Annotated in this window: 13 protein-coding genes; 11 read left to right on the top strand and 2 right to left on the bottom strand. The window is 49.8% G+C overall.

All coding sequences use genetic code 11. The features are described from left to right. Positions 1-512: 512 nt before the first annotated feature. Complete coding sequence (locus FGI04_RS14890; protein WP_342700053.1) at positions 513-1742, top strand: MFS transporter; 1230 nt, start codon at positions 513-515, stop codon at positions 1740-1742. Positions 1743-1797: 55 nt separating this feature from the next. Here FGI04_RS14890 and FGI04_RS14885 read toward each other — a convergent pair whose 3' ends face one another. Continuing rightward, positions 1798-2700, bottom strand: a complete 903-nt coding sequence (locus tag FGI04_RS14885) for a LysR family transcriptional regulator (protein WP_342700052.1) — start codon at positions 2698-2700, stop codon at positions 1798-1800. Between the two features lie 824 nt (positions 2701-3524). Between FGI04_RS14885 and FGI04_RS14880 the strand changes: the two genes are divergently transcribed. The 5 genes from FGI04_RS14880 to FGI04_RS14860 all read left to right on the top strand — a co-directional run bounded on the left by FGI04_RS14880 (position 3525) and on the right by FGI04_RS14860 (position 9600). Further along, positions 3525-4793, top strand: a complete 1269-nt coding sequence (locus FGI04_RS14880; protein WP_407274622.1) for an MFS transporter — start codon at positions 3525-3527, stop codon at positions 4791-4793. A gap of 69 nt (positions 4794-4862) precedes the next feature. Then, the gene (gene ydiB, locus FGI04_RS14875) at positions 4863-5729 is read left to right on the top strand and encodes a quinate/shikimate dehydrogenase (RefSeq protein ID WP_407336926.1); all 867 of its coding nucleotides are present in this window, start codon (positions 4863-4865) and stop codon (positions 5727-5729) included. A gap of 98 nt (positions 5730-5827) precedes the next feature. After that, complete coding sequence (aroD, locus tag FGI04_RS14870) at positions 5828-6586, top strand: type I 3-dehydroquinate dehydratase (RefSeq protein ID WP_407336925.1); 759 nt, start codon at positions 5828-5830, stop codon at positions 6584-6586. A gap of 252 nt (positions 6587-6838) precedes the next feature. Then, entirely contained in the window at positions 6839-8434 is a 1596-nt protein-coding gene (locus FGI04_RS14865) for an acyl CoA:acetate/3-ketoacid CoA transferase (RefSeq protein WP_407274625.1), read from the top strand. Between the two features lie 14 nt (positions 8435-8448). Then, positions 8449-9600, top strand: coding sequence for an acyl-CoA dehydrogenase (locus FGI04_RS14860; protein WP_016942292.1), 1152 nt, complete (start codon positions 8449-8451; stop codon positions 9598-9600). 171 nt (positions 9601-9771) lie between these two features. Here FGI04_RS14860 and FGI04_RS14855 read toward each other — a convergent pair whose 3' ends face one another. After that, positions 9772-10683, bottom strand: coding sequence for an AraC family transcriptional regulator (locus FGI04_RS14855; RefSeq protein ID WP_342700050.1), 912 nt, complete (start codon positions 10681-10683; stop codon positions 9772-9774). A gap of 894 nt (positions 10684-11577) precedes the next feature. On the opposite strand from FGI04_RS14855, the gene FGI04_RS14850 reads away from it, so the two are divergent. The 5 genes from FGI04_RS14850 to FGI04_RS14830 are packed head-to-tail and all read left to right on the top strand — an operon-like array spanning position 11578 to position 15101. Continuing rightward, entirely contained in the window at positions 11578-12342 is a 765-nt protein-coding gene (locus FGI04_RS14850) for an electron transfer flavoprotein (RefSeq protein WP_342700049.1), read from the top strand. A gap of 22 nt (positions 12343-12364) precedes the next feature. Further along, positions 12365-13318: an electron transfer flavoprotein subunit alpha gene (locus FGI04_RS14845; protein WP_342700048.1), complete on the top strand. Its 954-nt coding sequence runs from the start codon at positions 12365-12367 to the stop codon at positions 13316-13318. Between the two features lie 49 nt (positions 13319-13367). After that, complete coding sequence (locus tag FGI04_RS14840) at positions 13368-14657, top strand: FAD-dependent oxidoreductase (RefSeq protein WP_342700047.1); 1290 nt, start codon at positions 13368-13370, stop codon at positions 14655-14657. Then, positions 14654-14947, top strand: a complete 294-nt coding sequence (locus tag FGI04_RS14835) for a ferredoxin family protein (protein WP_342700046.1) — start codon at positions 14654-14656, stop codon at positions 14945-14947. Before FGI04_RS14840 ends, FGI04_RS14835 begins: the two co-directional genes overlap by 4 nt. After that, complete coding sequence (locus FGI04_RS14830) at positions 14940-15101, top strand: hypothetical protein (protein ID WP_342700045.1); 162 nt, start codon at positions 14940-14942, stop codon at positions 15099-15101. Before FGI04_RS14835 ends, FGI04_RS14830 begins: the two co-directional genes overlap by 8 nt. The last annotated feature ends 13 nt before the right edge of the window (positions 15102-15114 follow it).

Here is a 15114-nt window from a genome sequence, read left to right as displayed (position 1 = left end):
AAACATACAATCTTGCATTTTATTTTATGACCGACATGGTAATGCGCAGATTCATAATGAAAAGCATGGGCAGATGCCCTTTCTTTGCTGCCAATACGTAAGGATATTGTCTGTTAATAGTTAAGGGGGGTTATAGACAAAAATGCGGTTAAATAACGATTGAGATGTTGCATTTGTGTTTTTATTTGTATGAGTAAATTCGAATAATTCATTTTTTTATGTGCAGTGGTTCATGAAATTTCACTATAGAAAGAATCTATGAATTGTGACTAAAAAAGGAATTATTTATTTTGAGAATGAATTGATAGCATGAAAAAGGTATGGAATACCTGAAATTAAATGTGCCTTATGGGCAGACAAGATCGTAGGCTTTTTTGTCTGCCTGACGCCAGGTGATGTGCCATGAGAAGGCTGCGCTCTCTCTGTATCATACCCACTGATGAATGGGTATCCGGGGGGAATAAGGACATGCCGCTTAATGACAGCATCCTTTTCTGAACCGAAGGTCCCGTATGAAGAATCCCTATATACCAACGGCATTTGGCTTGTACCTCAATTATCTGGTACATGGCATGGGCGTTATCCTGATGAGCTTGAATATGCACCATCTGGAACAGCAATGGCACACCGATGCCGCTGGGGTATCCGTGGTCATTTCTTCGTTGGGGATTGGCCGGTTAAGCCTGTTGATGATTGCCGGTACGCTGTCCGATCGATTTGGTCGTAAGCCTTTTATCTATCTTGGTATTGCATGCTATCTGGTGTTTTTTTTGGGCATCCTCGGCACGACCAATATTATCCTGGCTTACTGCTTTGGGTTGCTGGCTGGCGTGGCCAACAGTTTTCTGGATTCCGGTACTTATCCGTCGCTGATGGAGGCGTTTCCCAACAGTCCGGGTACCGCCAATATCCTGATCAAAGCGTTTGTTTCCGGTGGGCAGTTTCTTCTACCGTTGGTGATAAGCGTACTGGTGTGGGCTAATCTTTGGTTCGGTTGGTCGTTCCTGCTGGCTGCTGGCATCATGATGTTAAATGCAGTGTGCCTGTTCCGGTATCCGTTTCCGCCGCATCATCCACAAACCGATAAGGCAAAACGGGCCGACGCCCAGATTAAGCCTGTGCTAGCGGAGCAAGACCACCATGCCTGTGCCATGCTGGATCTCGCCAGTTTTACCTTCTACGGCTACATCGCCATGGCAACGTTCTACCTGATCAGTCAATGGTTGTCGCAGTACGGGCAGTTTGTGGCGGGCATGCCTTATGAAATGGCAATCAAGTTGCTGAGTCTCTACACCATCGGTTCGCTGTCTGGCGTGGTGATTATCGCGGGACTGGCGAGGAACGGCACCCATTCGAGTCTGGTGCTGATAGGTTGCACCTTCCTGTCTTTTATCGCGTTGTTGGTGGTGTGCCTGTATCCCAGTGTGAAGGTGGTGATCGTGTTTGCCTTTGTGATCGGCTTTTCTGCGGCGGGAGGGGTGTTACAACTGGGGTTAACGCTGATGGCGCGGCGTTTTCCTAATGCCAAAGGGAAAGCTACCGCCATTTATTACAGCGCAGGGAGTCTGGCGACCTTTACGATTCCGTTGGTCACTGCCCGGTTGTCGCAACTCAGCATCGCCAGCATTATGTGGTTTGACGTCGGCCTGGCGGCTGCCGGTTTCCTGACCGCACTGTTTATTGGCTACCGCGATATGGAAGCCCGTCGCTGTTCCATCAGTATGAATCAGATTGGTGCCTGAGGCCCGCCGGGAGGTTACGGCCACTTTCGTTTATTCAGTTTCCTGACGTCCACTGTCATGTCAATGCTATCGACTGGCAGGTGCTCAGGATGAGCTGCTTAAAAGATTCCGCAGCTGGCGACAGCGTCCGTTCCTTGTGTGTCGCCAGATAGACGTAGCGCGTCTGACCTGGATTGCGGATTTTCATCACCTGTACGTTGGAGTGCGACAGTGTACTGATACGTGGCATGATCGCGATACCGTAGTTGATGCTAACCAGGCCCACCATCGCCGTATCCTCCTCCACATAACAGGCAATTTCTGGGATCAGTTTTTTCTGCATGAAGATTTTGTCGATAAACTGCCGCAGCCCGCTTTTCTGGGAGAAAAAGATGAACGGATAGGCGATGGCGTCCTCCAGATCGATTTCACTGTTATGGCGTTGCGCCAGCGGGTGGTCGCGTGAGGTCACCAGCACCAGTTCCTGACTGATCACCGGGATAAATTCAATGTCTGACTCGTCCGGGATATGGGAGCACAGCGCCATGTCAAATTTATCTTCCTTGAGGTCCTGCACGATAGACAGTGTGGTGCCCTGAAAAAAAGCGAAGCGTTTATTCGTATTGTCTGGAATGTGAATAAAACGATCGATCAATTGCGGCACCACGGTTTCCCCCATGGTGTAAATAAACGCCAGATTGATGATTTCATCGTGAGGCACGCACATTTTCCTCAGCGCCGTGCGGCCATTTTCCAATTCAAGCAGCGCACCTTCGACATAGGGTAAAAAGAGTTTCCCGCTCTGGGTAATTCGAACGTTGCGCCCATGCCGTTCAAACAGGGTGACCCCCAGTTCTTTTTCCAGCTCAGAGATGGCATGGCTTAACGAGGGTTGGGTAATGTTTAGGCTGGATGCCGCTTCCGTGTAGTGCTGTTTTTCTGCCAGTCGTTTGAAATAGTGCAGTTGTTTTAAGTTCATTCGGGTTCTCGTCAGATCAATGAAGCGCCTATTCCTGTCGGTGGTATTGCCGTATTGGTTACGAGCGTAGCCTAACGATACGGTCGATAATACCCACATACCGCAAATATATGAGAATCAGATTATTTGTGGGATTTATGTCATGGTGTACACGTGTATGACCGTAAAAACGATACCGCTTTGTCCTGTTTGCAACATTATTATGGTGAACTGCAAAATAGCATGTCTTTTTGAATATGAAATACAGGAGAGAAAGGTAAATAGAGTGTTACTTGAAAGCGGCTCTGTTGTCTCTCGCCTCGTGAGTTCTAAGGTAGACAGAACGGTGGCACTTTCATCTCATTTTTCTCTTTTATGTATTAATGCCAACTGGCTCACAATAACAATGTGCTGTTTTTTTATCGTGGCGATAGTTGGCATGAAAAAAATCTTATTCACACACGAATCATGAAAATAAATTTGAAGTGTGTCGCATTATTTAATTCTGTCTTGTTGATGTTTAGGGTAGTGCTTTTGGGCATCGTGATGTGGTTATTTTGTAAAATAGAAAACAAATCTCCAACACTCTGGTTGAATGGGGTCTGTCGTTTCCTGCAATAAAGTTTGCAACGAAAACCTTATATTGCGTGTTCATTATTTCCCTGGCTGAGTACATTAAATACAGAGAGTAATTTAGCAATATTTTACGAAGCGTATAACTCATGGGTAATAAACGAGATAAATAAGACTGCCGGAGCAATTTGTGCAACAAGGCACGACTTGTGCGATGAACATTATGCAATGAAAACTGTGCAATGAAAAAATCACTATAAACGGAGAGAAGCATGAGCCAGAACAAGGCCTTCAATTCGCCATTTTTATTAGCTGTTATCGGCATATATCTAAGCTATTTTCTTCATGGTATTAGCGTCATCACCCTGGCGCAGAATATGACGAGTCTGGCGGCAAAATTCGGAACTGATAATGCGGGAATCGCCTATCTCATTTCAGGTATTGGCCTGGGAAGATTGGTCAGTATTTTGTTCTTCGGGGTGATTTCCGATAAGTTCGGCCGCCGCGTGTCAATTCTTATCGGGGTGGCGCTGTATGTGCTGTTCTTCTTCGGTATTCCTTCCAGCCCCAACCTGATCGTGGCTTTTATTCTCGCGGTCTGCGTGGGCGTTGCCAACGCCGCGTTGGATACCGGTGCTTATCCGGCATTGATGGAGGCTTATCCTAAAACGTCCGGTTCGGCCGTTATTCTGCTCAAGGCAATGATTTCTTTTGGACAAATGTTCTATCCGGTCCTGGTCGGCTACCTGCTCACCAGCAATATCTGGTACGGCTACGGCATTGTTCTGCCGGGGATCGCGTTCCTGCTGGTATCGCTGCTTATAGTAAGGAGTAAATTTCCGAGCCAGACGGCAGATGCCAATGCCATCAAAGATTTGCCGCAGATGAACCAAAAGCCGCTGGCCTGGTTGGAAGGCGTTGCATCAATTGTATTCGGCGTTGCTATCTTTTCCACCTTTTACGTCATCGTGGTCTGGATGCCGAAATATGCCGTAGCGTATGCCGGTATGGCGGAAACCGACGCGTTGAAGACCATTTCTTATTACAGCATGGGATCGTTGGTGTGCGTATTCGTCTTCGCTCTGCTGTTAAAAAGCATGGTTCGCCCAGTCTGGGCCAACGTGTTCAATTCCGCGTTGGCGGTGGTAGCCAGCACAGTGATTTATCTGTATCCGTCTGCACTGGTTTGTAACATCGGCGCATTTGTTATCGGCTTCTCTGCTGCCGGTGGGTTATTACAACTGGGCGTTTCTGTGATGTCCGAGTTCTTCCCAAAAAGCAAAGCAAAAGTCACCAGTCTTTATATGTTGATGGGCGGCCTGGCTAATTTCGTGATTCCGATTATCACCGGTTATTTATCCAAGATTGAATTGAAATACATCATTCTGCTGGATATTGGTTTTGCCGTGGTATCGCTGCTCACCGCATTTATCGTTTTCGTTCGCTACTACAAGGTATTCAATATTCCTGAAAACGATGTGCGGATGGGAGAAAACATGTTTTCGATGAAAAATGCCAGTAATAGACCATCGCATTCATAAGCAGAATTCCGCGTCATCATAATAATGGCGCAGGTGGAAAGAATATATTTATAGCGTAAGGAGTTTATAATGGATGTAACTGCAAAATATGAACTGATTGGATTAATGGCCTATCCAATCAGACACAGCCTGTCACCGGAAATGCAGAATAAAGCGCTGGAAGAAGTCGGGTTACCTTATACCTATATGGCTTTTGAAGTGGATAACACCACCTTCCCTCAGGCGATCGAAGGGCTTAAAGCGCTAAAAATGCGTGGTACAGGCGTGTCCATGCCCAATAAACAGCTGGCCTGCGATTATGTGGATGAATTGACGCCAGCAGCCAAACTGGTCGGCGCGATAAATACCATCGTCAACGACGATGGTTACCTCAAAGGGTATAACACCGACGGTACCGGGCATATCCGCGCCATCAAGGAAAGCGGCTTTGATATCAAAGGCAAAACCATGGTGCTGGTCGGAGCCGGGGGCGCGTCGACCGCGATCGGTGCTCAGGCGGCGATTGAAGGCATTAAGGCCATCAAGCTGTTCAATCGTCGTGATGAGTTTTACGAAAAGGCGCTCGCCTTTGCCAAACGCGTGAATGACAACACCGACTGCATTGTTACCGTGCACGATCTGGGTGATCAACAGGCGTTCGCTGATGCTATCGCTACCGCCGACATCCTGACCAACGGCACTAAGCTTGGGATGAAACCGCTGGAAAACGAGAGCATCGTTACGGATAAATCCTTGTTGCGCCCAGGCTTGTTGGTTACCGAATGCGTATATAACCCGCATATCACCAGGCTGTTGCAGATGGCGATGGAGGCTGGCTGCAAGACCATTGATGGCTATGGCATGTTGCTGTGGCAGGGGGCAGAGCAGTTCAAACTCTGGACCGGAAAAGACTTCCCGTTGGAATACATTAAAAAAGCGATGGGGTTTGGTGCCTGATGGTCCGCACCGGCTGTTAGTTGCCCAGCGGTGGCCGCCTGAAGCACGCTGTTCGCTCAGGCGGTTCTGGTCAGGGTATAAAATTTTAAGGGAACAACATGAATACCGTAACCGTGAAGAATGTGGTGATAGGGGAAGGTGCGCCCAAAATCATCGTGTCATTAATGGGAAAAGATGTGTCATCCATCGAGTCGGAAGCGCATTACTACCGGGATTTTGATTTCGATATTCTGGAATGGCGCATCGACCATTTTAATGATGTGGAACAGATCGATAGCGTGCTGGATGCCGCGCACAAGCTGCGCACCATCATTCGCGATAAACCCATCTTATTTACCTTCCGCACCGCCAAAGAAGGGGGCGAGAAAGAGATTGCCCCACAAGCCTATATCGCGCTGAACAAAGCGTTGATCGACAGTGGCTTGGTGGACATGATCGATCTGGAACTGTTTACCGGTGACCAACTGGTGAGTGACATCATCGCTCACGCACATGCCAACGGAATCAAGGTCGTGATGTCCAACCATGATTTCCACAAAACGCCACCGAAAGACGAAATTGTTAAACGTCTGTGCAAAATGCAGGAGCTGGGTGCTGATATTCCCAAGATTGCCCTGATGCCACAAAGCAAGAGTGACGTGGTGACGTTATTATCGGCTACGCAGGAAATGTCCGAGAAATATGCGGATCGTCCGATCATCACCATGTCGATGTCGAAATCCGGGGTGATTTCGCGTCTGTCGGGGGAAGTATTCGGGTCGGCGGCAACGTTTGGGGCATTGAAAAAAGCATCTGCACCCGGCCAGATTGATATTCAGAACTTAAGATCGGTTTTAAATGTATTGCATGAAGCATAAAGCAGTATCGAATTAAGTAGTTAAACAACATCGATAATGTGCATAGAACAATGCCCGGTATGCGCTAAATAAGTGCCTGACAGGTCGGTTATTTAGCGTGGTGCCGGGGTAATAATGTTTTTCATTCAAAAAAGGCGGCGTTTTTATTACGTCAGGATGCTGATGGGAATGCATTATTATAATGCCATTCTGTCAGCGAATTTTATTTTAGGATGAAAAGCGAATTCAATTCGGCCTGAGTCAGGAGTCGCTATGAAGCTGGAAAAACCGAAAAGAGTCAATGGCAGAGTGCCGGTATTATCTGCCGAAGATGCCGTTAAATATATTCCGGATGAAGCCACGCTGTGCGTATTAGGCGCTGGCGGCGGCATCCTTGAGGCCACAACATTAATTACTGCGTTATCCGAAAGATATAAAGCCACGCAGTCACCGCGCAACCTGTCGCTAATCAGCCCGACCGGATTAGGGGATCGCGCTGAGCGCGGCATCAGCCCACTGGCACAGGAAGGACTGGTGAAATGGGCGCTGTGCGGTCACTGGGGGCAGTCACCGCGAATTTCTGATCTGGCCGAGCAGAACAAAATCTTTGCCTACAACTACCCGCAAGGGGTGTTGACCCAGACGCTGCGCGCCGCTGCCGCACATCAGCCCGGTATCCTGAGCAATATCGGCATCGGTACCTTTGTCGACCCACGCCAGCAGGGCGGGAAGCTCAACGAAGTCACCAAAGAAGAGCTGATCAAACTGATTGAAATCGATAACCAGGAATACCTGTATTACAAGGCGATAGCGCCGAACATCGCCTTTATCCGCGCCACCACCTGCGACAGTGAAGGCTATGCCTCGTTTGAGGATGAGGTGATGTATCTGGACGCGTTAGTGATCGCGCAAGCCGTTCACAATCATGGCGGCATCGTGATGATGCAGGTTCAGAAAATGGTAAAAAAGGCCACGTTACACCCCAAATCGGTGCGGATCCCCGGTTATCTGGTGGATATCGTGGTGGTTGATTCGGCCCAGACGCAGCTCTATGGCGGTGCGCCAGTCAATCGCTTTATTTCCGGTGACTTTACCCTTGATGACAGCGCTCAAATGGCTATCCCGCTGAACCAGCGCAAGCTGGTCGCTCGCCGCGCACTGTTTGAAATGCGCAAAGGCGCGGTCGGGAATGTGGGGGTCGGGATTGCCGATGGCATCGGCCTGGTGGCGCGGGAAGAGGGGTGTGCCGACGATTTTGTGCTGACGGTGGAAACCGGCCCGGTGGGCGGCATCACCACCCAGGGGGTGGCTTTCGGTGCCAATGTGAACACCCGCGCCATTCTGGATATGACTGCCCAGTTTGATTTTTACCACGGCGGTGGGCTGGATGTGTGCTACCTGAGCTTCGCGGAAATCGACCAGCACGGTAACGTCGGCGTGCACAAATTCAACGGCAAGATCATGGGGACCGGCGGATTTATCGATATCAGCGCCACGTCGAAGAAAATCATTTTCTGCGGCACGCTGACCGCCGGTAGCCTGAAGACCGCCGTGGGGGATGGCAAGCTGACCATTACTCAGGAAGGGAAAGTTAAAAAATTCATTAAAGAAATACCGGAAATTACCTTCAGTGGGAAAACAGCGCTGGAGCGGGGCCTCGATGTCCGTTATATCACCGAACGTGCGGTATTTACGTTGAAAGAAGATGGTTTGCATTTGGTCGAAATTGCACCCGGTGTCGATCTGGAAAAAGACATTTTGGCTCAAATGGATTTCACACCCATTATTTCCGGCGATCTGAAATTGATGGATGAAAGAATGTTTCACGACAACGTCATGGGATTTGTTTTGCCTGAAGCAGAACAATAATAGGAGTAAAGAAGATGAACTTTGCCTTAACTGAAGAACAAGAACTCTTGCTTGCCAGTATTCGCGAGTTAATTACCAATAATTTCCCGGAAGAATATTTCAGGACATGCGATCAGACCGGGACTTATCCTAAAGAGTTCATGAAAGCGTTGTCTGACAACGGTATTTCCCTGTTGGGCGTGCCGGAAGAATATAACGGCATTCCGGCTGACTATGTCACCCAGATGCTGGCGCTGATGGAAGTGGCAAAATGCGGCGCACCCGCGTTTCTTATCACCAACGGGCAATGCATTCACAGTATGCTGCGGTTCGGCTCGGCGGAACAGTTGCGTAAAACGGCGGAAAGCACGCTGGCCACCGGCGACCCGGCTTATGCGCTGGCGCTGACTGAACCGGGCGCGGGGTCGGACAACAGTAGCGCAACCACCTCCTATACGCGCAAAAACGGCAAAGTCTATCTGAATGGTCAGAAGACCTTCATCACCGGGGCGAAAGAATACCCGTATATGCTGGTACTGGCGCGCGATCCTGAACCGAAGGATCCGAAAAAAGCGTTCACCCTCTGGTGGGTTGAATCGAATAAACCGGGTATCAAAATCAACCCGTTACATAAAATCGGCTGGCATATGCTGAGCACCTGCGAAGTCTATCTGGACAATGTCGAGGTGGATGAAAGCGATAGGGTGGGTGAAGAAGGCATGGGCTTTCTCAATGTGATGTACAACTTCGAGATGGAACGCCTCATCAACGCCGCGCGTAGTACCGGGTTTGCCGAGTGCGCGTTTGAGGATGCCGCCAGATACGCCAACCAGCGCATTGCGTTCGGCAAGCCTATCGGCCATAACCAGATGATCCAGGAAAAGCTGGCGCTGATGGCGATAAAAATCGAGAACATGCGCAATATGGTGATGAAGGTGGCATGGCAGGCGGATATGCACCAGTCGCTGCGTACCAGCGCGGCGCTGTGTAAGTTGTACTGTGCGCGTACCGCGCTGGAAGTCATTGACGATGCGATACAGATTATGGGCGGCCTGGGCTACACCGACGATGCGCGTGTTTCCCGCTTCTGGCGTGATGTCCGTTGCGAGCGGATTGGCGGCGGCACCGATGAGATCATGATTTATATTGCAGGCCGTCAGATTCTGAAAGATTACCAGAATAAATAATCGGTTATTCACTCAGTTCACACACCTGAGGTGTGAACTGAGTGGGCTGTTATCTGAGTGGAGAGCTATTGGCCTGGCTTGTTTGGATACAGAGCGTGTGTTCTTCACCTGTGCCGGTGTTCTATCACCCGTGCCGAATAGTGGTAGCTTACTGATGATAACGTGGTCCATTTACGTCAGCATTTCTGAATGGTCATCGAGCTGGGTGACATATTCCAGACTATCAAGATCGTTTTTGAACTGTTTGCGATATTCAGACGGTGAACAGCCAACGTGACGAATAAACAGTTTTGTAAAATGATCGACATTGTCGTACCCCACCCTGAACGATATTTCGTTCAGGCAGAGATCGGTGTTGGTCAGTGAAAATTTTGCATCGGTGATACGGCGCTTAATAACATAGTTAATCGGTGAAATATGGTATTCTTTGGTAAATTCGTGACAGATGTAACTGACACTGGCCCGGAATTTTTTTGCCAGATTTTCTAACGTAATTTTTTCTCGATAGTTATTGTTTAAATAAACCAGGATATCTTTAATAAGTACATCCTTTCTTATATACCCCTGGTCATTTCGATAAGCATTCTTGAAGTTTTCATAATAAATCACGGTTAACGCATAGCTGAGTGCATCGTACACCAGGGGCGGTGAATTTGTCTTTTTCTGTGGTAGCAGTACACTGAGCTCCTGAAAAATGCTGCGGATCACCTCTTTATTTTTAACCGTTGAAATGACGGGGCATGAATGGGGTTGCATAATGCGACCTTCTTCCAGTCCATTGATTTTAAAACCATAAACGGCACACGTGTAGGTAGTGGCGGGTGATGTGGTGTCGGATGCCACCGTATGCAGGCTACCGCGTTCTATCGCAATGATATCACCCGTTCGTGCGGTGTAACTGGATGAGTCAATGGTAAGATTAACAACGCCTTTTTTGACATAGATAAGTTCAGTTTCGGTCTCGTGTACATGATGGCCGGATTCCCAGTTGGGATCGTCGCTAATAACATAGCGGGAGAGTTTGGGTGTCAGTCCATTTTCAAAAACAGCATCCGTTTTATTATCAAACCAGCATTGATACATAACGACCTCCACAGTTAACCGTAAGGCGTAAGCCAATTATTGGATGGCGAAATAGAGTAACCGAAGACAGTATATAACACGAAATATGCAGGCAAAAACAAGATTGTTGGTATGTCATGCAAGATCGTGCGTTGGCTTGCCAACAGGATAAATAGCTCGAAGAAGAATAAATCCCCTCTGCTTATACAGTCAGCATGTGAGAGAAAATGGAAGAATAATCTACAAGGTTGATACACGATATTTACAATTCGAATCGGATTTTATTTTTCATGGAAATCAACATCAAAAAGTCAGAAAAAAAGATCATAATTATGATGGCGATCACACATGAATTTATGACTTCGCGTGGTGTGTTAACGCTGTGTATAAGCTACATCTTTCTTTATGACTGATGAAATAGCTGTAGATATAAAACAATTAATTAACACATTGAGCAAGTTAACACTTTTTTTGCAAGATAGTTGGTAACTAAAACATATTATCATGTCGTATTTACGGTACGTCGGTATCAGTATATCTGCATATATTCTTCATGCTTCAGTTTCGCTTTATTACCTGCTCTATCCAGAGGATTTACCTTTGCAGAGCCAGCGCATTGCGTTGTTTAACACGAATTGACTGGGGTATGAATTTTTATATCACCTTGAGATGACAGATTTTTATTTATGCCACGGTATTTCTCATTCGGTGATGGGGAATCCCGCGCTATTAATGTTTAACCGTAAGTGTTTAACCGGAGAAAAACATGAGTCAACACCCCATCTCTCCACATTCTTTATTGCCAGCGAGCGGCATCCGTCTGAATTGTTTTACTGACCTTTTGGGTTATCACCGTTCAGGTAAGGACGCCTATGTTGCCCACTCAAATCGTTGTGATTGCCGATAGGAGATACCATGAAAATTATAACCTGCTTCAAGCTGGTACCCGAAGAGCAAGACATTGTGGTTACCGCAGAGCGGACGCTCAATTTCGACCACGCTGATGCCAAGATTAGCCAGTTTGACCTCAACGCTATTGAAGCGGCGGCCCAACTGGTCGGGGATAACGGTCAGGTAACGGCGCTCTGTGTGGGGGGCCACTATCTCGAAAACTCCAAAGTCCGCAAGGACGTACTGTCGCGTGGCCCGCATGAACTTTGTCTGGTGCAGGATGAGTGGCTGGAAAATGCGCAGCCGAAGGACACCGCACAGGCGATTGCCGCCGCTGCAGGCAAAATCGGCTTCGATCTAATGTTATTCGGTGAAGGTTCCGGCGATCTGTACGCCCAGCAGGTAGGGCTGCTGGCCGGGGAACTGCTACAGGTGCCGACCGTCAACGCGGTCAGTAACATCCAGCTTGAAGGTAACCGCGTCATCGTTGAGCGCACGCTGGAAGAGGACGTCGAGGTGCTGGAATTGACGCTGCCAGCGGTGCTGTGCGTGGCGTCTGATATCAACGTCCCCCGCACTCCTTCCATGAAAGCCATTCTCGGTGCCGGGAAAAAACCGGTTACGCAATGGAACGCCGGTGATATCGAGTGGACACCGGGGGCCCCCTTTACTGAACTGGTCGCCATCCATGTACCGCCCCAGGCTGAACGCAAACATATCATCATTGAAAGCGATTCGCCGGAAGCCGTGGCTGAATTGGCCGAGCATATGAAGAAAGTGCTGAACTAACCCGGAATGGAGAAAAATCACCATGAGTAAAGTAGCCAATGTATGGGTGTTCAGCGACAACACCGAACGTTATGCCGACTTACTGGCGGGCGCCCGTCAGTGGGGGGAGCGCGTTGATGTGCTGGTCCAGCATGACGACGTGGTATCGGCAGTCAAACCCCTGGCGGCGGACGCTATCTATGTTCTGGGCGTGAATGCGCAAAACCAGCGTATTGAAAACTATGCCGAAACGCTGGCTTCCGTCGTTGAAAAACCGGCGGACGATGCCCGTACCGCGTCGCTTATCCTGTTGTCCTCCACCAAACGCGGCAAAGCACTGGCTGCACGCCTAAGCATTCTGCTCAATGCCGCCGTGGTCAACGACGTTACCACCCTGAGCATAGGCGATGATGGCGTGTTTGCTGAACACCGCATGTACGGTGGTCTGGCCTTTGGCCGCGAGAAGATCAACACAGCGATCGCCATTGTCACGCTGGCACCCGGCGCGCTAGAGCCTGCTGTTGCCAATCCGGCACACGACTGCCCGGTCTATCAGGCCAGCTATGTTGCCCCGCGTCAGGAAATTCTGTGCAAGGAGCGTCGTGCTAAATCCCTGAGTAGCGTTGACCTGAGCAAAGCCAAACGCGTCATCGGTGTTGGCCGTGGTTTGGCGTCTCAGGATGACCTGCGTATGGTGCAAGGCCTGGCGACGGCGATCGGCGCAGAAGTCGGTTGTTCCCGTCCTATCGCCGAAGGGGAGCATTGGATGGAGCGTGAACGCTACATCGGCGTTTCCGGTGTGCTGCTGAAATCCGATCTTTATCTGATGCTGGGTATCTCCGGTCAGATTCAGCATATGGTGGGCGGCAACAGTGCGAAAACCATCATCGCCATCAACAAAGACAAAAACGCGCCCGTCTTCAAATACGCCGATTACGGTCTGGTTGGAGACATCTACAAAGTTGTACCCGCCCTGATTGAGCAGTTGACCCGTTAACGACACTGGCCCCGCCACCCTGCTGGTGGCGGGATAAGGAGACGAAGCTATGTCGGAAGAAAAATTTGATGCCATCGTGGTCGGTGCGGGTGTCGCCGGTTGTGTGGCCGGGTATGTGATGGCGAAAGCCGGGTTGGACGTGCTGGTGATTGAGCGTGGCAACTCGGCGGGCAGTAAGAACATGACTGGTGGGCGCCTTTATGCGCACAGTTTGGAGAAGATTATGCCGGGCTTTGCACAGGAGGCGCCTGTCGAACGCAAGGTGACCCGGGAAAAAATCTCCTTTCTCACTGAAGAAAGCGCGATCACGATGGATTACCACAGCGAACAGCCAGATATCGCATCGAAGGCTTCCTACACCGTATTGCGCAATCTGTTTGATCCGTGGCTGATGGAAAAAGCGGAAGAAGCGGGCGCTCAGTTTATTCCCGGCGTGCGTGTCGATTCTCTGGTCCGCGAGGGCAACCGGGTGGTCGGTGTACAAGCGGGTGACGACGTACTGGAAGCCAACATCGTGATTCTGGCCGAAGGTGTCAATTCGCTACTGGGGCGTTCTATCGGCATGGTACAGCCGTCATCACCGCACCATTATGCTGTCGGCGTTAAGGAGCTGATCGCACTGCCGTCGTCTGTAATTGAAGACCGCTTTACTCTCGCCGCTGGCGAGGGCGCAGCCTGGCTATTTGCCGGATCGCCGTCAAATGGCCTGATGGGTGGCGGCTTCCTTTACACCAACCGGGATACGATTTCATTGGGGCTGGTCTGTGGCTTGGGCGATATCGATCACGCCACCAAGAGCGTGCCGCAGATGCTGGAGGATTTTAAGCAGCACCCGGCTATCCGACCGCTGATTCAAGGGGGCACTCTGCGGGAGTATTCCGCGCATGTGGTACCGGAAGGGGGGCTGGATATGGTGCCGCAACTGGCGGGCGATGGTGTGATGATCGTGGGTGACGCCGCGGGGTTGTGCCTCAATCTGGGGTATACCGTGCGGGGAATGGACCTGGCCATCGCATCGGCAGAGGCGGCAGCATTGACCGCCATTGACGCGAAAAACAGGCAGGACTTTTCCGCCGATGGGCTGGCTGGATACCGCAAGACTCTGGAGCAGAGCTTCGTACTACAAGACATGCACCGCTATCGCAAGCTGCCAGCACTGATGGAAAACCCACGTATGTTCACCCAGTACCCGCGCATGATAGCCGACATCATGAGCGACATGTTCATTATTGATGGTGGCCCCAGCAAATCCATGCGCTCAAAAATCCTGGGTCGCGCCAAACAGGTGGGGCTGATGAATCTGTTGAAAGATGGCATCAAGGGGGCGACCGCGCTATGAGCAACGAAAATAGTGTCAATGTTGACGTCAAACTGGGCATCAACAAATTCCATGTCGATGAAGGCAATCCGCATATCGTACTGATGGATAAACCGGCGCAAGAGCAGTTCAACAAATTGATAAAAGCCTGCCCGGCGGGGCTTTATAAGCAGGACGGCGAAGGCAATATCCACTTTGATTATGCCGGTTGCCTGGAGTGCGGCACCTGTCGGGTACTGTGCGGCGATACGATTTTGGAAAAATGGGAGTATCCCCAGGGCACGTTCGGTATCGAGTTCCGTTTTGGCTGAGACTTTCACGTCAGCAGTGGGAGCCAGCCCATCGGAACAGGCGCTGGCTGACAGCCAGTCGTTCTGTCTGGACTGTGCTCACCAGCAACGAGAGGTCGTCGTGTCGGTGATGGATGATGGAATGGCTCGATACCGTGCAAGCCTTTCACGATAGCGCGGCCGTGTAT

Source organism: Dickeya ananatis, assembly GCF_019464615.1.
GTDB classification, from domain to species: domain Bacteria; phylum Pseudomonadota; class Gammaproteobacteria; order Enterobacterales; family Enterobacteriaceae; genus Dickeya; species Dickeya oryzae.
The sequence above is the reverse complement of the archived record's forward strand: the minus strand, read 5'-3'. Positions and strand labels throughout refer to the sequence as shown.